22 protein-coding genes are annotated in these 23,829 nt (G+C 39.1%); 4 read left to right on the forward strand and 18 right to left on the reverse strand.

Features of this window, described 5'->3' with window-relative positions:
- Positions 1-3 precede the first annotated feature (3 nt).
- The 3 genes from N9Y32_00805 to gshA form a co-directional block, all read right to left on the reverse strand.
- Entirely contained in the window at positions 4-1,305 is a 1,302-nt protein-coding gene (locus N9Y32_00805; GenBank protein MDB2589554.1) for a histidine kinase, read from the reverse strand.
- Between the two features lie 176 nt (positions 1,306-1,481).
- Positions 1,482-2,825 (reverse strand): tRNA uridine-5-carboxymethylaminomethyl(34) synthesis GTPase MnmE, encoded by a 1,344-nt coding sequence (gene mnmE / locus N9Y32_00810; protein ID MDB2589555.1) that lies wholly within the window; start codon positions 2,823-2,825, stop codon positions 1,482-1,484.
- Between the two features lie 2 nt (positions 2,826-2,827).
- Positions 2,828-4,369, reverse strand: a complete 1,542-nt coding sequence (gene gshA / locus N9Y32_00815; GenBank protein MDB2589556.1) for a glutamate--cysteine ligase — start codon at positions 4,367-4,369, stop codon at positions 2,828-2,830.
- Between the two features lie 48 nt (positions 4,370-4,417).
- On the opposite strand from gshA, the gene N9Y32_00820 reads away from it, so the two are divergent.
- Positions 4,418-5,341 carry a Nudix family hydrolase gene (locus tag N9Y32_00820; protein MDB2589557.1) on the forward strand — a complete coding sequence of 308 codons (924 nt, stop codon included), beginning with the start codon at positions 4,418-4,420 and terminating at the stop codon, positions 5,339-5,341.
- A gap of 3 nt (positions 5,342-5,344) precedes the next feature.
- Here the strand turns inward: N9Y32_00820 and N9Y32_00825 are convergent, their stop codons facing one another.
- Both N9Y32_00825 and yaaA read right to left on the reverse strand, forming a co-directional pair.
- Positions 5,345-5,974, reverse strand: coding sequence for a hypothetical protein (locus tag N9Y32_00825; GenBank protein MDB2589558.1), 630 nt, complete (start codon positions 5,972-5,974; stop codon positions 5,345-5,347).
- 35 nt (positions 5,975-6,009) lie between these two features.
- Positions 6,010-6,762, reverse strand: a complete 753-nt coding sequence (gene yaaA, locus N9Y32_00830; protein ID MDB2589559.1) for a peroxide stress protein YaaA — start codon at positions 6,760-6,762, stop codon at positions 6,010-6,012.
- A gap of 155 nt (positions 6,763-6,917) precedes the next feature.
- Here yaaA and gltB point away from each other — a divergent pair, with 155 nt between their 5' ends.
- Positions 6,918-11,417: a glutamate synthase large subunit gene (gltB, locus tag N9Y32_00835; GenBank protein MDB2589560.1), complete on the forward strand. Its 4,500-nt coding sequence runs from the start codon at positions 6,918-6,920 to the stop codon at positions 11,415-11,417.
- Between the two features lie 64 nt (positions 11,418-11,481).
- Here the strand turns inward: gltB and N9Y32_00840 are convergent, their stop codons facing one another.
- Entirely contained in the window at positions 11,482-11,664 is a 183-nt protein-coding gene (locus N9Y32_00840; protein MDB2589561.1) for a hypothetical protein, read from the reverse strand.
- On the reverse strand, positions 11,664-12,152 hold the full coding sequence (gene folA / locus N9Y32_00845) for a type 3 dihydrofolate reductase (GenBank protein ID MDB2589562.1): 489 nt from the start codon (positions 12,150-12,152) through the stop codon (positions 11,664-11,666). The genes N9Y32_00840 and folA overlap by 1 nt, the downstream gene beginning before the upstream one ends.
- Positions 12,153-12,208: 56 nt before the next feature.
- On the opposite strand from folA, the gene N9Y32_00850 reads away from it, so the two are divergent.
- Both N9Y32_00850 and mfd read left to right on the forward strand, forming a co-directional pair.
- Positions 12,209-12,811, forward strand: a complete 603-nt coding sequence (locus N9Y32_00850; protein MDB2589563.1) for a Maf family nucleotide pyrophosphatase — start codon at positions 12,209-12,211, stop codon at positions 12,809-12,811.
- Positions 12,812-12,815: 4 nt separating this feature from the next.
- On the forward strand, positions 12,816-16,244 hold the full coding sequence (gene mfd, locus N9Y32_00855; GenBank protein MDB2589564.1) for a transcription-repair coupling factor: 3,429 nt from the start codon (positions 12,816-12,818) through the stop codon (positions 16,242-16,244).
- Here mfd and N9Y32_00860 read toward each other — a convergent pair.
- The 11 genes from N9Y32_00860 to rpmE all read right to left on the reverse strand — a co-directional run bounded on the left by N9Y32_00860 (position 16,236) and on the right by rpmE (position 23,757).
- Positions 16,236-16,790 (reverse strand): hypothetical protein, encoded by a 555-nt coding sequence (locus tag N9Y32_00860; protein ID MDB2589565.1) that lies wholly within the window; start codon positions 16,788-16,790, stop codon positions 16,236-16,238. The genes mfd and N9Y32_00860 overlap by 9 nt on opposite strands.
- Positions 16,791-16,799: 9 nt before the next feature.
- Positions 16,800-17,336: a hypothetical protein gene (locus tag N9Y32_00865; protein ID MDB2589566.1), complete on the reverse strand. Its 537-nt coding sequence runs from the start codon at positions 17,334-17,336 to the stop codon at positions 16,800-16,802.
- A 42-nt stretch (positions 17,337-17,378) separates the two neighbouring features.
- Positions 17,379-17,948 carry an MASE1 domain-containing protein gene (locus N9Y32_00870; protein MDB2589567.1) on the reverse strand — a complete coding sequence of 190 codons (570 nt, stop codon included), beginning with the start codon at positions 17,946-17,948 and terminating at the stop codon, positions 17,379-17,381.
- Positions 17,949-18,018: 70 nt separating this feature from the next.
- Complete coding sequence (locus N9Y32_00875; protein MDB2589568.1) at positions 18,019-18,300, reverse strand: hypothetical protein; 282 nt, start codon at positions 18,298-18,300, stop codon at positions 18,019-18,021.
- A gap of 109 nt (positions 18,301-18,409) precedes the next feature.
- On the reverse strand, positions 18,410-19,354 hold the full coding sequence (locus N9Y32_00880) for a carbohydrate kinase family protein (protein ID MDB2589569.1): 945 nt from the start codon (positions 19,352-19,354) through the stop codon (positions 18,410-18,412).
- Between the two features lie 45 nt (positions 19,355-19,399).
- Entirely contained in the window at positions 19,400-20,326 is a 927-nt protein-coding gene (gene ispH / locus N9Y32_00885) for a 4-hydroxy-3-methylbut-2-enyl diphosphate reductase (GenBank protein MDB2589570.1), read from the reverse strand.
- On the reverse strand, positions 20,323-20,733 hold the full coding sequence (locus N9Y32_00890) for an FKBP-type peptidyl-prolyl cis-trans isomerase (protein MDB2589571.1): 411 nt from the start codon (positions 20,731-20,733) through the stop codon (positions 20,323-20,325). Before N9Y32_00890 ends, ispH begins: the two co-directional genes overlap by 4 nt.
- Positions 20,726-21,574: an acetyl-CoA carboxylase, carboxyltransferase subunit beta gene (accD, locus tag N9Y32_00895; GenBank protein ID MDB2589572.1), complete on the reverse strand. Its 849-nt coding sequence runs from the start codon at positions 21,572-21,574 to the stop codon at positions 20,726-20,728. The genes N9Y32_00890 and accD overlap by 8 nt, the downstream gene beginning before the upstream one ends.
- Before the next feature lie 19 nt (positions 21,575-21,593).
- Positions 21,594-22,391 carry a tryptophan synthase subunit alpha gene (gene trpA / locus N9Y32_00900; GenBank protein ID MDB2589573.1) on the reverse strand — a complete coding sequence of 266 codons (798 nt, stop codon included), beginning with the start codon at positions 22,389-22,391 and terminating at the stop codon, positions 21,594-21,596.
- Between the two features lie 2 nt (positions 22,392-22,393).
- Positions 22,394-23,428, reverse strand: coding sequence for a uroporphyrinogen decarboxylase (hemE, locus tag N9Y32_00905; protein ID MDB2589574.1), 1,035 nt, complete (start codon positions 23,426-23,428; stop codon positions 22,394-22,396).
- A 116-nt stretch (positions 23,429-23,544) separates the two neighbouring features.
- On the reverse strand, positions 23,545-23,757 hold the full coding sequence (rpmE, locus tag N9Y32_00910; protein ID MDB2589575.1) for a 50S ribosomal protein L31: 213 nt from the start codon (positions 23,755-23,757) through the stop codon (positions 23,545-23,547).
- Between the last annotated feature and the right edge of the window lie 72 nt (positions 23,758-23,829).

Raw genomic sequence — 23,829 nt, forward strand, 5'->3', positions numbered from 1 at the left:
TTTTTATTTAGCGAAATTAACAATAATGCGAGTGCCTTCGTCTATCTCAGATTCAACCTCAATTTCAGCACCAATTCGCTCGGCACGTTCTTTCATAATATTCATACCAATATTATTCCCCATTATTTCACCAGGGCTTTGATCTTTTACGAAGCCAATGCCGTCATCTTCGATGAGTAGCTGACAATGCGGTTTTGCCATGAGTAAGATCCTAACATTACGCGCACTGGCATGTTTTCGTATATTACTTAAGGCTTCCTGAGTTATACGCATAATTTGCATCTCAACCTCGGGATCAACCCTTATCTTCCCTTTAACTTGTAAAAAAGTCGCAATACCTTCTTCAGATTTAAAGCGATTGACTAGATTTTCCAATGAAACCTCAATCCCCTTGGGGTCCAATGGAACACGAAAGTTGCACATCAATTCTCGCAGCTCTTGATTAGCTTGGTTAATATGAGTTTGTAAAGTTTCAACTTGATGATAAGCATCCATTTGTTCAGCCTGCTTCAATGAATTACCCAATACACTGACTTGTAATTTAAGACTATAAATGGTTTGCGCCAAAGAATCGTGAATTTCTTGCGATAAAAATAAGCGTTCTTGTGAAAGCTCCATACGCTTAGTTTGCTCATTTAAAAAAGACTTATCCAATGCGATAGCGATATTTTCAGCAATCGATTCTAATAACGCCCTTTCATCAAAAGCAAGTGAAGGCTCACTATCAAAAAACAAGTTAAATATGCCTAAGGTTTTTCCATGATGACGCAGTGGGATAAAGATGGTACCGACATCAGCTACTTTTTTAGATTGATTGCCGATACATTTAGCGCAAGAATGTACACTGAACTGCACGCCTGATTGCTTGGCCATTGCCACTTCGCCACAAAAACAATCACTACTCAAAACTTGAGACTCTTGACCTTCTTTGTCAATAACACCTACTTGAGAGATGAGATGCAACTCTCCATCATCAGCCAAGCTTCTCGCAACGCCTGAACTTGCGCCTGTCATACTTACAAACATACCTAAGAAATATTCGAATAATTCATCAGTTGAATGTAATTGATTGAGCTTTGATGACACACTATAAAGTGTTTCCAATGAGGCTGATTTATGGCTAAGACGCTGGATTTGTTTCTTAAGAATACTTTCCATATCATCATAAAGATGCTGGTTTTCATCAATTAAGTGGTTAATCGCTGTTGCAACAGGTTGGAACGTTGTGTTATGAGCCTCATCTAGGCGTATATTTTGGTTATATTTAAAGCCTGTTACCCATTTTTGTAAATTAGCAAAGGGCAAAAGAAAATCTTTGCGAATCGAAAGATATAACCCAAAATAAATTAGCAAAATCAAGGAAACTAAGAGGGCGTCAATAATATTTTGAGTTTTGTATACTAAGGCAATCTCAGTAAATAGAAACGGAGAAAGTAAGACTGTTACGATAAAGTATAGATAAAATTTATATTGAATCTTCATCATTTACCAATACAAAAAGAAGAGAAAATTTCACCCAACAAATCATCTGAAGAAAACTCGCCAGTAATACTGCCCATGGCTTGCCCGGCATGGCGAAGATCTTCTGCCATTAATTCAATGGCGCCGCCATCGAGCTGCATTAAAGCATTGCTAATAGATTCCAGTGACTCTTCAAGAGCAATAATATGGCGCTTACGTGCCAAAACCACGCCTTCTGCACCACTATCAAGTCCGGCCCTATCGGCCAGTTCTTGTTTTAACAAGTCTACACCTTTTATATCTTTTGCACAAATAGATAGATGTGTCTTATTATTCTCAACAGTTCTTTCAACTTTCTCACCCGTGAGGTCAATTTTATTCTTAATAATTAATAATTTTTTAGGAGCAACGGTTTCAGGTAATACTGAAAAATCAGGGGCTTGGTCCTGAGCGTCATACATCATTAACACTACATCTGCTTTGGCAATTGCATCTATAGCTCTCCTAATGCCTTCCTTTTCAACTATATCCCGGCTTTCATGTAATCCTGCAGTATCGATAATATTAAGTGGCATACCATTAATATGTATAGTCTCTCGCAGTACATCTCTTGTCGTGCCAGCAATATCTGTCACAATAGCGCTAGAGCGCTGAGTTAGCGCATTTAATAAAGATGACTTTCCAGCATTGGGTTTGCCAGCAATAGCCACATTTAAGCCCTCACGCAAAATAGCACCCTGTGTAGCAGAATGAAGAATTTTTTGGATTTCTTCTTGAATGGCCTGTGTTTTTTCTTTCACTTGTTCTGATTGTAGAAAATCAATTTCTTCATCTGAAAAGTCAATCGTTGCCTCTATAAAGACTCGTAACTCGATAATAGAACGAGTTAGCGTATTTACTTGTTTTGAAAACACGCCAGACAAAGATCTTAGTGCAGAGCGTGAAGCCTGTTCAGAATTGGCTTCAATAATATCTGCTACCGCTTCGGCTTGCACCAGGTCGATTTTTCCATTCAAAAAAGCACGTTTCGAAAATTCACCTGGCTCAGCTGGTTTGGCACCTAAGGCAATCGAGGATTCTATTAAAGAGCGCATAACACTAAGCCCGCCATGACCTTGAAATTCAAGTACGTCTTCGCCCGTAAAAGAGTTTGGCCCTGGGAAAAATAACGCAATGCCTTTATCGACTTCGATATGATTATTGTCAAAAAACGATCCATAATGTGCATAACGAGGCCTGGGCACAAAACCTAGCATCTTTTGAGCAATCGTTTGACTCAGTGGGCCAGAAACACGAACAACACCAATACCGCCTTTACCAATACTACTGGCAAGCGCACAAATGGTTGATTCGCTACTACTCATGTTTAAACCTGGTTAAAGTATTGTGTTAGATATTGATCGAAGCTTATAGTATCAGACTCTTCAATCTCACGCTGCTGTTTACAAGATTCTTGTGCCTGAGCATCTAGATAATCAAAATGCGCCTGATTAATATCGTGCGATAGAAAATCTTGTCGATATTGCTCTGCATACATATTGATATGGTCAAAAAATCCTTGGCCTTGCTTTTTCATACTGCTTAACACTTGTGCAGATGGTGTTAGATCTGGATTATTAAAACGCTGAGCGATCTCCTCAACTTCTTGCACATATATCGATCCAAAAAGAGTGGCACATGACGCTAAGTCTTTGGTGATTTGAGCGCCGAGCTCAGCAATTGATACCTCTTTAGATTGGCGTTTAAGTTTCAGCTTTGGCCTGCGGCCTTGGTGTGCAACCAACTTGTCGTTATTGTCAATTTCAAATTGTTCTCGAGTAGAAATAGCGGGAGAGTCTTTTAATAAGCAAAATAGTAAAAAAACTTCTAAAAAGTGAATCTGTTGCTCATCAATCCCTAATGGCAAAGAAGAATTAACATCTAATGACCTTAACTCAATATAAGCAATACCCTTTTCATTCAAACTATCGAGTGGTTTTTTTCCAGGCTCCACCAAAGGTTTAGGTCGAACAGAAGCATAATATTCATTTTCAATCTGTAAGATATTAGTATTAAGTTGCTGATACTCTCCATTTACCTTAATGCCGAACTTTTCATGTTCACTGCATGTTGTGGCCATTCCCGATTTAAGCGAATGGACATAATGACTTAATGAGTTGTAGTTGGCTTTTACGCCCGCTTCATCTTCGCGCAAATTTTGATAGCCGATATCGCCCATGCGTAAAGAAGTTGCGTAAGGTGCATATAAAGTTGAATTGTTAAATTCAACCAAAGAATGTTGTCGATACCCTTTTAAGAATGATTTACAAACAGCAGGTGATGCACCAAATAAATAAGGCACAATCCACCCATAGCGCACCACATTTCGGGTCAATGCCATATAGGCTTCATCTTTATTATGATCATTGACAGATATTGCGCAAAACTTTTCAATAAATTTTTCAGAAAATGAATAGTTAAAATGAATACCTGCAATAACCTGCATCACACTTCCATAGCGATTTGCCAAGCCTTGACGATAAACTGTTTTCATCTTGCCACGATTACTAGATCCATACTGTGCAATAGGGATATAAGTCTTGCCACGCATCACACATGGCATGCTGGCTGGCCAAAAACTCTGATCCTTGGGTAGTCGACAATATAGATAGTGCTGAGTATCTTGCAAAAAATCCAATACAGACTTAGCATTGGATAACGGCGGAGTCACCAGTTCTAACAAAGATTCGGAAAAATCTGTTGTGATATTAGGATGAGTTAGCGCACAGCCCAAGGTGCTAGGATGTGGGGCTTGCGATAGTCCGCCTTTTTCAGAAACGCGCAGGCCTTCTTTCTCAACACCCATCATATTACCTGACAGTAATTGCGCATAAGGCTTGAGTAATTGAATTTTTTGCTCTATGTTCAAAGGACTTACAAATTAAAATAAAGCTTATTTTACCATTAGCTGATTCAAATGAAGACAATCAAGGCTGTTGTTGGCGTACTGCAAAATTCTGCCAACGAGATACTTATAGCGAAGCGCCAAGCGCATCAATTTATGGCTGGCTTTTGGGAGTTACCAGGTGGCAAAATTGAGCCTACAGAGTCTGATCAAGAAGCCATTATCAGAGAGCTAAAAGAAGAACTAGACATTGTGGTGACGGATTTATCGATTCACCAAACCCTAACTTATCAATACCCTGATAGACTGATAAAATTAAACATTTACAATATTAATCAATACCAAAACACCCCCATTGGGGCTGAAGGTCAAGAAATCACTTGGAGTGGAATTGAGCATTTGGCTCACTTTAACTTATTGCCGACCATGAGAGATTTTATCAATTCAATCACATTGCCTAATAAATACTGGATCACGCCATCGAGTGAGCATCAAAGTGATGCATGGATGGCAAAATTTGATGAAAAGCTAAAACAAGGTATTAGCCTCATACAACTTCGTAGCAAAGTTAAACTAGATAGCGACTTTATTCAACAACTTTACAACCAATGTCATCAAGTTAACGCCAAGTTATTATTAAACATTCCAAATAAAACTTTCAAGGAAGGCTATTGTGATGGATGGCACCTCACCACCAATGAAATGCTTAATCTAAAAGAGAGGCCATGTGGCGCTAACCAAATACTCAGCGCTTCAACCCATGATTTAAATGAAGCACTAAAAGCTCAATCCTTAGGTGCCGACTTTGTAGTTATTTCGCCCGTTCAAGCAACACAAACACATCCAGATACCGCCCCAATTGGCTGGGACGCGGCTAAAGAAGTGGTAGATCAGTTAAATATTCCTGTGTATTTCCTAGGTGGCATGACCCTGAATGATTTAAACAAAACTTTAAATTTGGGTGCTCAAGGAATTGCCGGCGTCAGTTCTTTTTAAAAATTAAGCCCTGGCAAGTATCAACACATCGCAAGTTCCAACGCCCGCTTTAAGCACCGTTTTTGCTAATTCATTAAGACTTGATCCTGTGGTCATGACATCATCAACTAGTAACACTTTCTGATAGTCCATAGCCTGTGCGCTAAACGCATTTTTTATTTCAAGTTTGCGTTCATCTAAATTGAGTGTTGAAAGTGCGCGCGTCATTTTGGTTCGCTTGACACTTTGCTGATCAATCAACCCTATGGTGTTTTTAGAGATCACTCTTAATAACTCATGCGTTTGGTTGTAGCCTCTTTCTTTGAGTCTTTGACGACTTAAAGGCAATGGAATTATTGCATCATACTCACCTTGTTCAAGAATAATATCTAAGTATTTTTCGTACAATTTATGTGCTAAAAAATCACCAACACAAAGTTGATGATTAAATTTAAAGTGTTTAACTAAAGTGGCACAACTACCAGAGTAATCATATAGCGTATAAGCTTTAGAGAATAGCGGCGCTTGGGTCAAACATGCACCGCAAAAATGTAGCTTAGATTTTAAAGGTGCAGCACAGGATTGGCATCGATGATCGGCATTATTTAAACTTTGTTCGCATTCGTCGCAGACGCAAAAACTTGAATATTGCATACAAAGTACACAAGTCTGTTTGGGGAAAAGACGCTTTAGCCTCGAGTAAATACCCATGTCATCGAGTCTGACATTTCTTCTCTAAAGCAATAATCTTCCTCTTTAAATGTTTTTAAATCTTGCGGATTTTTAATGCGATTTTTAATCATAAATTGAACCATTAATCCGCGAGCTCGCTTGGCATAGATGCCAATAATTTTATAGGTATCATTTTTTAATTCTTTAAAAACAATATTAATAACTTGCGCCTTTAATGCTTTTTTATCAATACCTTTAAAATACTCATTAGATGCCAAGTTAATAATCACTTCTGTCTCATCTTCATTGAGTAGTTTGGAGATTTTATCACCCCAAAATTCGTACAAATTTTTACCCTTGGAGTTTTCAAGCTTAGTGCCCATTTCTAATCGATAAGGGGCAATTAAATCCAGGGGACGTATCACCCCATAAAGCCCTGAAAGCATGCGTAAATTATCTTGTGCAAACTCTAGATCTTTTTTGGATAAATTTGGCGCATCAATACCGTTATAAACATCGCCCTTAAAGGCGAGTAGTGCTTGTTTGGCATTGTTAAAATCAAAGGGTGTTGAAAAATTTTGAAAGCGCGTGTAATTTAACTCTGACAATTTTTTACTAATCGACATAAGCTTAGAGAGCTCAACTTGGGTTTTTTGTTTAAGAATTTTAACCAGGATCTTTGACTCATTGAGTTGGCGAGTTGATGTGTAATCTTGTATATCGGGAGGAGAAAAATCTTGAGTTTTAGAAGGGGAAATAACCGCTAACATGGGCGCATTGTTTTTTATCAATAATTAATAAATATTCTACCTTATTATTCTAAGCAAATACACTCTCACACTAAGGGATTTGAACTTAAATAGAGGGGGCTTTTAGTTTATAATTAATAGATTTTGTTCGATTTTTATTTTGTAACTTTTAGCCTATGAAAACCCCATTATTACACTTACCAAAAGCTCACGGTCTTTACTCACCTAACAATGAAAAGGAGAACTGTGGCGTTGGCTTTATTGCCCATGTTAAGGGTCAGCCTTCACACCAGATTACGCTTGATGCTTTAGAGATGCTAAGCAGAATGGATCACCGTGGTGGTTGTGGTTGTGAGACCAATACAGGCGATGGTGCTGGCATTTTAACCAACATTCCTCATGATTTTTTTGCTGCTGAAATTTACACTCTATTTGGTCAAACTGTTGCCCAAGGTGATTATGGTGTAGGTAATGTATTTTTGCCTCAAGATGATATACAGCGCGCTCATTGCATGAGCATAATGGAAGCCGCTATTAGTAATGAAGGTCAAGTATTTATTGGCTGGAGAGATGTACCTGTTGACACTAAAAAAGCAGATGTTGGCCACATTGCTCGCGAGTCACAGCCTGTTATCAAACAACTTATTATCGGTAAAGCTGACGGTATTGATACACCAGCTTTCGAATGTGCATTGTTTATTATTAGAAAACAAACATCGCATACCATCCGAACTGACGAATCACTATCTGAAGCTATATTATTTTATGTATGTAGTCTGTCAACTACCACTATTATCTATAAAGGCATGTTAATGGGTTCTCAGGTGCTGGATTTTTATTCAGATCTTTCTAGCCCCGAATACTCAACCTACTTAGCAATGGTGCATTCAAGATTCTCAACTAATACCTTCCCATCATGGGATCGTGCACAACCTTGTCGTTACATGTCACATAATGGTGAGATCAATACACGTCAAGGTAATTTTAATTGGATGCGTGCTCGTGAAGGTACCTTAGAAAGCGAGCTATTTGGCGATAACCTGAAAAAGACTTTACCTGTGATTGAAACAGAAGTATCTGACTCTGGTAGCTTTGATAATGTTTTAGAATTTTTAATGATGAATGGTCGTACTCTGCAAGAAGCAGTGCTAATGATGGTGCCTGAAGCTTGGCAAAATGACACCAATATGAGTGTGGAAAAGAAGGCATTTTATGAGTACTTTTCGAATGTCATGGAGCCGTGGGACGGGCCTGCATCAATTGCCTTTACTGACGGGCACCAAATCGGTGCAGTCCTTGATCGCAATGGATTGCGTCCTTCACGCTATTACATAACTCATGATGACCGTGTTATTATGGCGTCAGAAGTTGGTGTGGTTGATGTTGCAACAGATAACGTTAAAACAAAAGGCAGACTGCGCCCAGGAAAAATGTTCTTGGTTGATTTTGACAAAGGTGAACTGGTTGACGATGAAGCTATTAAAGCTGAATTTGCCGCTAAAAATCCGTATCAACAATGGTTAGATGCTCAACAAATTCACCTATCAGATCTAAACTGTGAAAAAGAGGCTCATGGCTTTCATCCTGATTCTTTAATACATCGTTTACAAGCATTTGGCTATAGCACTGAAACCTTGCAGTTTATGCTTTTACCATTGGTTAACGAATTACGTGATCCTGTTGGCTCCATGGGTAATGACTCAGCTCTTGCTTGTTTATCTGATCAGTCGCGTATTATTTATGACTACTTTAAACAATTATTTGCTCAAGTAACTAATCCGGCCATTGACTCCATTCGTGAAGAAGTAGTTATGTCATTGCGTTGTTCAATTGGCCCTGAAGGTAACTTACTTAGCAACAAAGCAGAAAATGCACATCGTTTGGTTATTGACCATCCAATCCTAACCAATGAAGAGACTGCAGCGCTTAAACATTGCAATCACTTAGGTTGGACCACTAAAACCATTGATATTACTTATGATGTCAATGATGGTAAGAAAATTTCTACGCTGCTTGATGAGATCTGTGCAAAAGGTTCGAAAGCCATTAAAAACGGTCATAGTCTAATTATTCTATCGGATCGTAATGTCGGTAGTAATCGTGTTGCTATCTCAAGCCTTCTAGCTTCTTCAGCCCTTCATCGTCATCTAGTTGCTAGCTCTGAGCGAACCAAAGTAGGTATTATTGTTGAAACAGGCGAAGCGCGTGAAGTGCATCATTTCTGTCTGATGACAGGTTTTGGTGCTGATGCTATCAATCCATACCTAGCTTTTGAAGCACTTTGGCAAGCACGTCGTGACGACATGATTGATATTGATAGTGATGAAGCCATTATTGCAGCATATCGTAAAGGCGTTGCCAAAGGCATGTTGAAAGTGATGGCTAAAATGGGTATTTCTACTCTAGAATCATATAAAGGTGCGCAAATTTTTGAAGCAGTAGGCTTAGCACCAGAAGTAATGGATAAATGTTTCTTTGAAACAGCTTCCCGTATTGAAGGTGTCGGTTTTGACATCTTGCAATCTGAAGGTGAAAAACGACATCAAAAAGCCTACCATGCTGAGTCGTTAGATAATAATGGCCAGTATCATTGGCGCAGTGGTGGTGAAACCCATATGTGGGATCCAAAAACCATCTCTAATTTACAGCTAGCTGCACGAAATAATGACGAATCAGCCTATTGGGCTTTTGCTGATCATGCCAATAAAGAAGGTACTCGTAATTCAACCCTACGAGGACTCATGTCATTCAAACAAGGAAAATCAATTGCTATTGATGACGTTGAGCCTGCTCAAGAAATAGTCAAGCGCTTTGCCACAGGTGCGATGAGTTTTGGTTCAATCTCTGCTGAATCTCATGAATCACTTGCGATTGCTATGAACCGTTTAGGCGGTAAATCCAATACCGGTGAGGGTGGTGAAGACGCAAAACGCTGGACACCTGATGATAATGGTGATTCTCGTCGAAGTGCTATTAAACAAGTTGCTTCAGGGCGTTTTGGTGTCACCATTGACTATCTAAATAATGCAGACGAAATTCAAATTAAAGTCTCTCAAGGTGCTAAGCCTGGTGAAGGTGGCGAGCTGCCTGGCTCAAAAGTAGACGAGGGCATTGCTGCTATTCGTCACTCAACACCTGGTGTTGGTTTAATCTCCCCGCCACCTCACCATGATATTTATTCGATCGAAGATTTATCTCAACTTATTTTCGATTTAAAACGCTCTAACCCAGAAGCACGCATTAGTGTGAAATTGGTTGCAGAAGTTGGCGTAGGCACAATTGCTGCTGGTGTAACCAAAGCAAAGTCTGACCATATCGTTATTGCAGGTCATGATGGTGGTACTGGTGCGTCACCTCTAACAAGTATTAAACATGCTGGTTTACCATGGGAATTAGGCTTAGCAGAAACTCACCAAACTCTAGTCATGAATGATCTACGCTCACGCGTAGTGATTCAAACTGATGGTCAATTAAAAACAGGTAGGGACGTGGCTATCGGTATACTGCTCGGTGCAGAAGAATTTGGATTCTCAACAGCACCACTAATCACCATGGGCTGTATTATGATGCGTAAGTGTCATTTAAATACTTGCCCAGTTGGTATTGCGACACAAGACAAAGAATTGCGCAAGAAATTTACCGGCAAACCAGAACATGTGGTGAATTATCTATTTATGGTGGCAAAAGAATTACGCCTTATCATGGCTGATCTTGGCTTTAAAACAGTTAACGAAATGATTGGTCGTGTTGATATGCTGGAAATGAACCAGGCTATTGAGCATTGGAAACAAGGCACAATCAATCTTGATGCGTTATTAACACCTGCACAAAAGCCACATGCAAATACAGGTACCTACCAAACTGAAGCTCAAGATCATCAATTAGAATTACAGCTTGACAATACTTTATTCGAGCAATCTAAGTCAGTTATTGATGGTACTAAAACTGTGCAACTTAATAGCAAAATTACCAATGTTGATCGCGCCGTTGGTGCAATGTTATCGTCACGCTTAGTCAAGGCACGGGGTGGAAACACACTTAAAGATGATAGCGTACATGTTAAATTTACTGGTTCTGCTGGTCAATCATTGGGTGCATTTACTGCTAAGGGTATCACGCTTGAAGTTGAGGGTGATGCCAATGACTTCGTTGGTAAAGGTTTATCAGGTGGCAGGGTTATTGTTTATCCGCCTAAAAATTCAACTTTTAATGCACAAGATGAAATAATTGCAGGTAACGTTTGTGGCTATGGCGCCACCGGTGGTGAAATCTATTTATCAGGTTGCGTATCAGAGCGCTTCTGTGTGCGTAACTCAGGAGTTAGCGCAGTTGTAGAAGGTATTGGTGATCATGGTTGTGAGTATATGACAGGTGGTCGCGTAGCTATTTTGGGTGAAGTCGGTCGTAACTTCGGTGCAGGCATGAGTGGTGGTATCGCTTATGTTTACAACCCACATGATACCTTCAAAGACATGGTTAACCCAGTCATGATTGATCTAGATCCAATGGATGAAGATGCACAAGCAGAACTTAAAACTTTTGTATCTAGTCATTTACAATTCACAGGATCAAAAGTAGCTCAGCGCATTCTTGATAATTGGAATGATGAGATTAAACATTTCATTAAGGTTATGCCTAAAGATTTCAAGCGAGTCCTAGCTGAAAGAAAAGCTTAAAAGATAGATAAACAAAAAAAGGGTTGCTTCTTAGCAACCCTTTTTTTATGATTAAAATTTTATTCTAAATCGGCACTGCGTCAATAACATCGGCCGCTTCATCAATCGCCTCATCGATACCTTCGCCGACAACCGGGATAATTGAAATAACCGCACCACCAACTCGCATCGGCACTGTTACTACTTTGGTTAGCACACAACTTGAAACTAACAAAGCTGACAACATTAAAGTGATTAATTTAAACATTATGGCCTTCTCTCTAAAACAGTGAAATGATAAGTATGCTTATTTTTCTCATCGGGCTGATGCGATTCTCTAAAAGTTTCAACAAAATCGTCTCGATTAAAACTAGGAAAATATGCATCACCTGCATAAGCACCTTCAACCTGAGTAATATACAAACGATCAACACTCGGCAACATCTGCTCATAAAAAGAAGCACCGCCCATAATCATAATCTCATCATCCTCTTTAGCCAGCTCAAGTGCGCTTTCAATACTACTAACCACCTCGCAACCTGGCGCCTGAAAATCAGCATTACGACTGATGACCACATTTCGACGATTGGGCAAAGGCCTGCCAATAGATTCGTACGTCTTTCTACCCATGAGTACGGTTTTTCCAGTGGTAGTATTTTTAAAATAACCTAAATCAGCTGGTAGATTCCATGGCAGGGCATTATCTTTGCCAATTAACTGATTGTCGTCCATTGCAACAATGATGGATAAGTGCATGAAAAAGCCTCAAATAACGTAAAATAAACTCTATTTTACAAACACCGGCAGCTCTCGTGGCATTAATTCTCGCTTCATCTTCTCCCTTTCGTCAAACTTTATTAAGCAAACTTGGGCTTGAATTTTCAATGCAGTCTCCTGATATTGACGAATCAAGAAAATCAGGTGAATCGCCAGAGCAACTCGTTTATAGATTAGCTCAAGATAAAGCTCGGGAAGTGGCAAAGTCTCAATGTGGATTAATCATTGCCTCAGACCAAGTAGCAACATTACAAGACGGTTTAGGTGCACAAGACGTTGTACTAGGCAAGCCACACACTCACGAAAATGCCATCAAACAGCTTAGTGCTTGTTCTGGAAATGAGGTCACATTTGTCACAAGTTTGTGTCTTTTAAATACAAATAGCGGCAATATACAGACAATTGTCGAAACTTACAAAGTAGCATTTAGAGCTCTTAAGCCTGAACAAATTGATACTTACCTAAAAAAAGAACAACCTTACAATTGTGCTGGCAGCTTCAAGTCAGAAGGATTGGGAATCAGCTTGTTCAGTAGCCTGGAAGGCAGGGATCCTAATACATTAATTGGTCTACCTTTAATTCAGCTCATCAAATTACTAGAAAACGAAGGAATCGATATCCTTAGCGCGCAACTCTAAAACCATGCCCTACTTATATCCTGAGAAGACGCCCCTTTCAAATTCGGGTCAGAAAACCTATTGGGGCTCCTTATATGGAAGTGCTGATGCGCTTGCTTTAGTCGAATATGCTCAGCAGCAATCTCAAATAATCCTGCTTATTGCAAATGACATTGCTCATCTAGACGCGCTGTATAAATCTCTAAACTTTTACAACGATACGTTAGATATTCTAAAATTTGATAACTGGGAAGTACTGCCATATGATCAGTTTTCACCGCACCCAGACATCACTTCAAATCGTTTAAGTACGCTATCAAAGCTTAGACAACTCAAAAAAGGGATTGTCATCACTACACTAGAAACCTTGTTTTCTTATTTGTGTCCAATTGAATTTAGCGAAAAATACAGCTTTGATCTTAAAATCGGCGATGATATAAATCCTGCCTTATTAAGCGAAAAACTTTTAAAAATTGGATACAGCCGTGTGACTACCGTCATGGAGCATGGTGAGTTTAATATTCGTGGCTCTTTAATTGATCTATATCCAATGGGTGCTAACAAGCCCTATCGAATAGATTTATTTGATCAGGAAATAGAAACCATTCGCAGCTTTGACACTTCAACTCAGCGCAGTGAGATTCAAGTAGATGAGATCGCACTTCTACCGGCAAGAGAATTTGCTACTGATCAGTCAAGTATTAATTTATTTAAAGAAAAATACCTACAAGCATTTGGCGACCAGAGTTTTATTTATCATGAAATAAGCGAAGGCCGTCTACCTGGTGGCATTGAGTTTTACTTACCGCTCTTTTTTAATTCGACCAATACGCTATTTGATTACCTACCCAAGACATTAACCATTGCTACCTTTGCTGGATTTTCGAATTTGGTAGACCAGACTTTTATTAATATCCAATCTAGGTTTGAGCACGCCAAACAAGACTTGGATAGGCCGCCATTAGCCGTTAACCGTGTATTTTTAAGTAAAGAAGGTTTATTTTCAGCGATCAAACAACAGCAACAACTTGTTATCGGTCCTTCAAAACTAGAAGAAAAACCCGGGCATTTAAACTTCTCGTCAAAATTATTACCACCATTGCGCATTGATCCACAGGCAAAAAATCCATTATCAAAGCTAGCAAGTTTTACAAAGCGTTTTCAGAAAAAAATACTCATCGTTTGTGAATCACAAGGTAGGCAAAGTGTCCTAGAAGAATTGTTAAAAAATCACAACCTTGAAGCGAAAAGCGCAAAAGATTGGCAGCATTTCTTGTCTAATGATCAACTATTAAATATCACCAATCAAGAGTTATCTCAAGGTTTATTGGGTCTTGATATTGCGGTAATTACTGAAGACAATTTATTTGGCCAAGAGGTTGTTCAGCAACAACGTAGACGAAGAGCCAAGCATAAAGATTTTGATGAGGCCATTAAAAGCTTAGTAGAGATCAAAAATGGCGACCCTATTGTTCATGAAAATTATGGTGTTGGTCGCTACTTAGGCTTAAAGACTCAAACTTATGACGGATTGTCTCAGGACTTTTTACAATTAGAATACGCAGGTGGCGCCAAACTGATGGTGCCAATGACCTCGCTTAATCTTATTTCTCGTTATTCTGGCGCTTTAGCTGAGAATGCACCTTTGCACAAACTAGGCACACCACAATGGAGTAAGGCCAAACAAAAAGCGGGTGAAGCTTTGCATGATGTCGCGGCTGAATTATTAGAGATTTATGCCAAACGCGAATCACAAACAGGTTTTGCTTTTCCAGAGCCTAATGATGCCTATTCAGCATTTGTATCTCACTTTGCTTTTGAAGAAACCCCTGATCAACTAAAGACCATGGGCGAAGTCTTGGCCGATATGCGTTCCAACAAGCCAATGGATCGTTTAGTGTGTGGCGATGTTGGTTTTGGAAAAACTGAAATCGCTATGCGCGCTGCATTTTTGGCGGTTGAAGCGGGTAAACAAGTGGCTATTTTGGTGCCAACCACACTACTTGCAAAGCAGCATCATCAATCTTTTGTCGATCGGTTTATTCATCATCCTGTAGAAATTGCTGCATTATCTCGCTTTCAAACGCCTAAAGAACAAAAAATTATTATTGAAAAGCTTAGCATTGGGCAGGTTGATATCGTTATTGGTACGCATAAAATTATCCAGGGTAGTGTTCAATATAAAAACCTTGGGCTGGTAATAATCGATGAAGAGCATCGTTTTGGTGTGAAACAAAAAGAAGCTTTAAAGAAGCTTCGTGGGCAAAGTGACATACTCACTATGACTGCCACGCCAATTCCGCGTACCTTAAATATGGCACTTGGCTCACTCAGAGAGTTGTCAATTATTGCCACGCCGCCCGCTAAGAGAAGTGCGATTCAAACTTTTGTACAAGAATGGAGTGATGATAATATCAAAGAAGCGATCACTCGAGAACTTCATCGCGGTGGTCAGATTTTTGTCTTACATAATGATATTGACTCGATTGATAATATGGCGCAAAGCTTAACAGAGCTTATGCCAAATGTTCATGTTCGGGTTGCTCATGGTCAGATGCCAACCCGAGAGCTTGAGCACATCATGGGTGATTTCTACCATGCACGCTTTCAAATTTTGGTGTGTACTACCATTATTGAAACGGGTATCGATATTCCAAATGCAAATACCATTATTATTAATAATGCTCAAAATTTTGGTTTAGCGCAATTACACCAATTGCGTGGTCGTGTTGGCAGGTCTCACCATCGAGCTTATGCCTATTTAGTGATTAAGTCACATCAGTCTTTATCTAGGGATGCCAAAAAACGCCTGGATGCCATCGAATCTTTAGAAGAGCTGGGCGCCGGCTTTATGCTGGCTAATCATGATCTTGAAATTCGGGGTGCGGGTGATTTACTGGGTGATAACCAATCAGGAAAAATTAGTGAAATTGGTTTTAATCTATACCATGATTTACTTAAACGCACGATTGACGCTATGCGTGCTGGACGAAAACTTAATCTAGACGATCCGATCAATCATGAGATTCAAATAGATTGTGGCCTGCCATCAATTATTCCTCAGAGTTATTTAGAAGATGTTCATGAGCGCTTAGTTTTATATAAACGCATTGCCAGTTGTAAGACTAACAATGAGCTGAAAGAATTACAAATTGAGATGATTGATCGTTTTGGCTTATTGCCAGATTCTACTAAGCACCTATTTGCCAATACACGCCTTAAACTTTTTTGCGAAAAAATAGGAATTGATGAAATTAACCTCTATGAAGACAAGGCTATCATCACTTTTGGGCCTAAAAACACCATTGAACCGATAAAAATCATCCAATTAATCCAAAAACAGCCTAAAAACTATCAATTAAAGGGTCAAAATCAGTTAATTGTTAAAGAATCGATGCCTGAAGACATCAGACGTATCGAGTTGGTAGAAAATTTGCTAAAAAAGCTAAATTAGCTTAAATCGTAGCAAAATTGGCATAACAATCTTAATTGTAAGCAGGATAAATACAACTCCACCTAATATGTCGCCTGTTAAATAGCTGAGTATAAATTCAGGGCTATCTATCTGCTGATCATCAACTCCACTTACTTTACCAAAATAAAGAAACAGCTTAAATATTGTATTAATTATTGATGACAATACAATTAAAAAAATAACGTGCCTAAATTCCAATTTTTTATCGCTATCAAAGAACGTCGATAAGTTGAAATACCGCATTATTAGTATCGCACCCATTGGTGCAAAAGCTCCGATCAAAGAGCCTAATGGCCCATAGATAGGATCAACATTCAAAAAATTATATAGAATGTATCCACTCATCAGTGACCCTAGTAAAACACCGGGCAATGCCCAAAATCCAAATAGTAAGAATGCTAATATCTTTGCACCCATTGGCAGCCATAAATAATTTCCAACTGAGATATCAATACCGCTTGTCCATGTCATCAAGGCTGACGTTAAAAAAATAACCAGAGCGATAATGATATTAATTATAAACATAGATAAATTTTATCGCTTAACTGAGAAATTTGATAGCCGACTTATTCCATAGATAAAGACCAACCCTCCTAGAGCATTGCTTACAAAATGGGTTAAGATAAATTGGATGGGAGCATGAAACTCGGGAATAGCACCCATAAAGATAAAAAACTTTACCAAGACATTGATCATTGCTGTCAAAATTACAAGGAATATTACATGCCTAAAATTTATCTTTGTGCCGTTATAAAATTCTGCTAATTTAAAATATCTCATCATCAGAATCGCAGCAATTGGCGCTAAAGATCCTACCATTGCATGAGCATAAAATCCAGTTAATCCAATGCCAAACCAGTTATCCCAGATGAAATAGCCTATCAGGGTATTGGCGATAACCACACCCGGTAGCACACCAAAACCAAATAGAAGATAAGAAAAGATAGCTGCACCTATTGGAAGGTATAGTAAGTTTCCAATAGAAATCTCAATATGAGTTGTGCGCTCTATTATCAATGCAGAGAGAAGCACCAGGACAAAAGCAACTATATTATGTTTAACAATTAACACGAAAGTAACCTCTGATTATAAGGCTCAAATTATACGTTAAATTTAGCCCGTTTTTTTCATGTAAGACCGTTCTATAATTGGGGCAATAAAACCCAAAGTTAGGTAAATCACTACTAGGCCGCCAATGACATCGCCCGTAATGTAATGAGTAATGAAAGTTACTGCATTAATATTAAGGGTGACATCTTGCATGTAAACAAAGAACTTAAGCAGTGCGGCTATGACTGATGTAAAAACCACCAAAAATAAAACGTGCCTAAAATCAATCTTACTCAAATTAGAGAAGTTACTAACTTGAGTTAGATTCATAAAGCCCATGGCCAAAATCGGAGCCACTGCACCCGCACAAGCAGATAGCATACCAATGAAGAGATTGCCGCCCCAAGAATCCATTAAGACAATACCACCAGCAAAACAAGCGGCGATAACACCTGGAAATACTCGATAACCAAACACCAAGTACATCAATATTTTTGCACCTAATGGCAAATAAATATATGATCTAGCTTCAAGCTCAAACGAGCCAAACCAGATCATCATGTACGCCATAGAAAAAACACATACAAAGGCTATGGCGTTTTCTAGTAGGTAATTTTGAAATTTTTCAGTCATAATAGTATGTGAATACTACACTTAAGATTTGGTTGTTTTAAATTGTTGATCAACAGGCATTAATTAAGTACTACTGATTATAGGTTAGAATCATTGAACGCTTATCAAGGCTAGATTGTGTTGCGACGATGATCTCTTTATCCAATAAAACACCCACTGCTCTTTTAATCGTAGACAATGAGTATTTGAAGAAATATTCATCTTTAGTAATTCTTGTAATGTTGGCATCCTTAGAATGCATGACAAATTCAAGAACTGATTTTTCTACTTCTGATAACGTGTCAAAACCCATTTCACTTTCATATGTCGCTAGTGAGCGTCTTAATTCAAATAATTTCTCAAGTGCTTTCATATTGTTGTCTCCCCAGATTTTTTTTATTTTTAAATCAAGTTAGATTATAGACTAATATTAACCAATCATTTTAGTATGTTAATACAAATAATGAGTGTTTTAATAATTCTTATGCCGTAAGGGCCTCTCCATAATTATCTTGGTAAAGCTTCTCAATATCTGCCAAAGTAAAGCTGTGATTTTGTGTACCTAGATGTGCAATTTTAATAGCGCCTAATAATCCTGCTAGCTGGCCTGTGGTTTTCCAGCTCATATCATTCATAATACCAAACAATAAGCCTGCTCGATAGGCATCGCCACAACCGGTTGGATCTTGAGTTGAGGCGGCCTTGGCCGGCAAGATTTGTATCACATCACCTTGTGTGTGAATTTCAGAACCTTCACCGCCTTTGGTGATAATCAATGCGGTTAGTTTTGCGGCAATGGCTGATAAATCAAGGCCAGTTTTATCTTGCAACATTTGCGATTCATAATCATTAACGGCTACATAGGTTGCTTGCTCAATAAAAGTAATTAATTCCTCGCCAGAAAACATTGGCATGCCTTGGCCTGGATCAAAAATAAAAGGCACCTGAGCATCTGCAAATTGCTGGGCATGTTCAATCATGCCATCACGTCCATCTGGGGAAACGATGCCGATATCCGCAACACTTACGTCACTAACTTTGTTTTCATGAGAATTGCTCATCGCACCTGGATGAAAAGCTGTAATTTGATTATCATCTATATCTGTGGTGATAAATGCCTGACCCGTGAAGCTATCCTTAATGACTTTCATGTGCGTGGTGTTCATATGGTGTCTTTCCATCCACTGCATATAAGGCGTGAAATCTTCGCCCACCGTTGCCATTGGAATTGAATTAGCACCTAATAAATGCAGGTTATAAGCAATATTACCACCACAACCGCCAAACTCTTTACGCATGGTAGGTACTAAAAATGACACATTTAACATGTGCACCTTGTCTGGCAAAATGTGATTTTTAAATTGATCGTGAAAAACCATGATTGAGTCAAAGGCGTATGAGCCACAAATTAATGCTGTTTTTTCCATTTCTTTCTCCTGAGTTTTTTTAATATGGGCTGAAACCCTGTTTAATTATCTTAATTCTTCTGGCACTGGAAAATGTACATTTTCCTTAGCACCACTAACTTCTTGTAATTCATTTGCGCCATGATCATACAAATAATTAACAACCTCTTGTACCAAAACTTCTGGTGCAGAGGCGCCGGCTGTTACGCCGACAATATTAGCGCCTTTTATCCATTCATCTTTTATTTCATCAGCACCGTCAATTAAATAGGCAGGCAGATTCATTTTTTCGGCGATCTCACGTAAGCGATTCGAATTAGAAGAATTTCTAGATCCAAGCACAAAGAGCACATCAGCAGATTTCATGAGTTTCTTGACTGCATCTTGTCTGTTTTGAGTGGCATAACAAATATCATCTTTCTTGGGCGATCGAATATGTGGAAATTTATCTTTTAAGTGATTAACAATGTGCTGAGTATCGTCAACAGACAGGGTTGTTTGCGTGGTGTAGGAAATATCGCTATTTTTGTCAATGGTTAGTTGTTCAATATCTGCTGCATTTTCCACTAAGACCACTTGTTGGCCCTCGTTTGATTGGCCTAAAGTACCCTCAACTTCTGGATGACCTTTGTGGCCAATTAAAATAACCTGATGATTTTGTCTTTGCTTACGTGCCACTTCCTTGTGTACTTTAGTGACCAAGGGACAAGTGGCGTCATAAATAGTGGCGTTAATATCATCAGCTTGCGTGCGCACTAATTGGGATACACCGTGTGCACTGAAAATAACTACTTGTTGGTCAGGCACTTCATTAATTTCTTTAACAAAAATAGCACCCTTAGCTTTAAGATTGTCCACCACAAATTTATTATGGACAACTTCATTACGTACGTAAACTGGCTTGCCATGAAGGCTAAGTGCTCGCTCTACGATTTCAATAGCTCGATCTACACCTGCGCAGAATCCACGAGGATTTGCTAATAGAATTTTCACGAGCTTATATCAAGAATTTTGACTTGGAATGACACATCCGCACCCGCCAGTGGATGGTTAAAATTGATTCGAACTTGATCATCTTCAATTTGGTCAATACAGCCAACATAGGCATCCCCCGCAGGTGTTTGAAATTCAACCGCTGCATCGATTTCAAATTTAAAATCTGGCGGAAAATCATCACGAGGCATTAGTTGGAAAGCTTCATCATAAGATTCACCAAAAGCCTCAGAAGCGCCCAAAAGAAAAGTTCTTAACTCGCCTAATTCAGAGTCAAGAACGCATTTTTCTAAACAAGGATCTAGTTGGCCATCACCCATTTCAAACACCAAAGGCTCGTCCCAGGCTTCGTCTACTAAGGCACCATTTGAATGACTGAGCTTAAAATAAATCGAGTAGTTAGCCATTATTAAAGGTCATGGCGCTTAATAATGTATGCACCTGTTGGCGTAATTTATGACGGTGAACAATTAAATCAATAGCGCCTTTTTCCAGTAAAAACTCACTACGCTGGAAACCTTCAGGCAACTCTTCACGCACAGTTTGCTCTACCACTCTAGGGCCGGCAAAACCGATTAAAGCATTTGGTTCAGCGATATGAACATCTCCCAACATGGCGAAACTAGCAGAAACACCGCCCATGGTTGGATCAGTCAAGATAGAAATAAAAGGAACTTTGTGGTTGCTTAATAACTTAACCATTAAAGAAGTTTTACTCATTTGCATGAGTGAAAACAAACCTTCCTGCATTCGTGCACCGCCTGATGCAGAAAAACAAATCAAAGGTGCTTTAGTTTTAATACTTTCTTGGGCAGCTCGGACAAATTTCTCGCCCACAACTGAACCCATTGAACCGCCCATAAACTTAAATTCGAATGCGGCTACGATAACAGGCAGGCCATTTAAAGTGCCTTTTTTTACTACCAAAGCATCTTTCTCGTTAGTGTCTTTCTGTGCTTGCAAATAACGGTCTTTGTATTTTTTTTGGTCTTTAAACTTTAGTGGATCGACAGCTACTAAGTTTGGTGCAATCTCTTCTTGACCTTCTTTGTCCAAAAAGCTGTCAATGCGAACTCTGGCTGAGATGCGCATATGGTAATCACATTTTGGGCAAACATAAGATGCTTCTTGCAACTCCTCAGTATAAATAGTTGAGTCACATTTAGGGCATTTACTCCACAGTCCTTCAGGAATGTTCTTTTTAACAACGTTAGTGATTGAGGGTAAGATTTTTTCTAGCCAGCTCATATCTAAGTCCTTGTTTTAATTATTTAATTGCGGAAGAAATTTCGTTTGCTAACTTTCCAACGCTTTCTAACATTTTAGTCTTATCATTAGCATATTGCTCAACAAATGCAACCAACGCTGATCCAACAATAACAGCATCAGCATTATCAGAAATGGCTTTAGCAGTTTGTGCGTCTTTAATACCAAAACCTACGCCGACGGGTAAATCAATGTAGCGTCTAATTCTAGAGAGGTTTTGCTTAACAGCATCGATATCAAGATGGCCTGCACCCGTTACGCCTTTAAGCGAAACAAAGTAAATAAAGCCAGAGGCTACGGTTGCTAAAAACTTAATACGCTCGTCGGTCGTCGTTGGCGCCACTAAAAAGATCAAGTCAACCTCTTTGGCGTCAAGGCTTTGTTTAAGATCATGCGCCTCTTCTGGCGGCATATCTACTACCAATAAACCGTCTACACCGCTTTGACTCGCATCAGCAGCAAAAGCCTGGTAACCATAAACTTCAATCGGATTCAGATAGCCCATTAGCACAATAGCTGTCGTGTTATTAACTGCTCTAAATCTTTGTACTAAAGTTAAGACATTTTTTAAGCCAATGCCCGCTTCAACTGCACGCTGGTGAGCTTTTGCGATCATAGGGCCGTCTGCCATTGGATCAGAAAACGGCACACCCAATTCAATAATATCTGCGCCATTATCAACCAAAGTTAGCATTAGCTCATAGGTGTTATCCAGACCGCTATCGCCTGCGGTAATGAATGGAATAAAAGCTTTATGCTCTTTAGGTAGGTTTGTAAATATTTGAGATAGTCTAGACATAATTATTTTGCGCTGAACTCGTGAACACTATCAACAAGTACAGCCATATTTTCAGGGTTAACATCAGGCGTTATGCCATGACCAAGATTAAAGATATGTCCAGTATCGCCCTTAAACTGGCTTAACACTTTCTTAACTTCCGCTCTAATAATCTCGGGGGTTGCGTACATCACAGCAGGGTCTAAATTACCCTGGATGGCTACCTTATCGCCAATTTTGCTTTGTACTTCACCAAGCTCTACTGTCCAGTCAATACCTACACCGTCACAACCTGTTGCAGCAATTTCATTTAAGTGTTTACCACCATTTTTACTAAATAAAGTAATCGGTGTATTTGGGTGTTTGGCTTTGACACCATTCACAATTTTTTGCATATAACTTAGCGAAAAATCTAAGTAATTTTGTCTTGATAAAACGCCGCCCCAAGTATCAAAAACCATCAAGCTGTCTGCACCGCTTTGGACTTGCTGGTCTAAATAGGCAATCACACTGTCGGCTAATTTATCTAATAGTAAATGTAGCATTTTTGGCTCGTTAAAAAGCATGGCTTTGGTTTTAGCAAATGTTTTACTACTTCCACCTTCAATCATGTAAGTCGCTAAAGTCCATGGGCTTCCGGTAAATCCGATGAGTGGTGCGCGCTCACCTAAAGCAGATTTAATAGTAGAAACCGCATCAAAAACATAAGTTAAATCGTTGTTTACGTTTGAAGGGATAGCTTCAATATCTGCCAATGTTTGGATGGGGCGTTCGAATTTTGGCCCCTCTCCATCACTAAAATACAGCCCTAATCCCATTGCATCAGGAATAGTAAGAATATCTGAGAATAAAATAGCCGCATCTAAATCGAAACGATCTATAGGCTGCATGGTTACTTCACAAGCAAGCTCTGGATTACGACATAAACTCATAAAGTCGCCCGCTTGCTTTCGCGTAGCACGATACTCAGGTAAGTAGCGTCCCGCTTGACGCATTACCCAGACCGGGGTGCGTGCTGTTGGCTTCTTTGCTAGTGCGTTAAGGTAATCAAATGACATAGAATCGTTGCTAAATAAATAATCCCTCAATTATAACGATATTTGGTTATATTGCCTATCCAATCGGGCATAAAAAAAGCCACATAAATGTGGCTTTTTCTTTAAATCGATTCGGTTTATCTTTTGAATGCACCAAAACGTGATTTGAATTTCTCAACACGACCAGCACTATCTGTAACTTTTTGCTTACCTGTGTAAAAAGGGTGACAGCTTGAACATACATCTAAATGAAGCTCTTCTTTGCCTATCGTTGAACGAGTATCGAATGTGTTACCGCACGAGCAAACTACTTTAACGGTGTCGTAATTAGGATGAATATCTGTTTTCATGTTTGTAATAAGGTTTAAATCTCAAAAGAGAGCAAATTATATACTATTTGCACCTACGTCGCTTTATTTTTT

The organism is Candidatus Thioglobus sp., from assembly GCA_028228555.1.
GTDB lineage: Bacteria > Pseudomonadota > Gammaproteobacteria > PS1 > Pseudothioglobaceae > Thioglobus_A.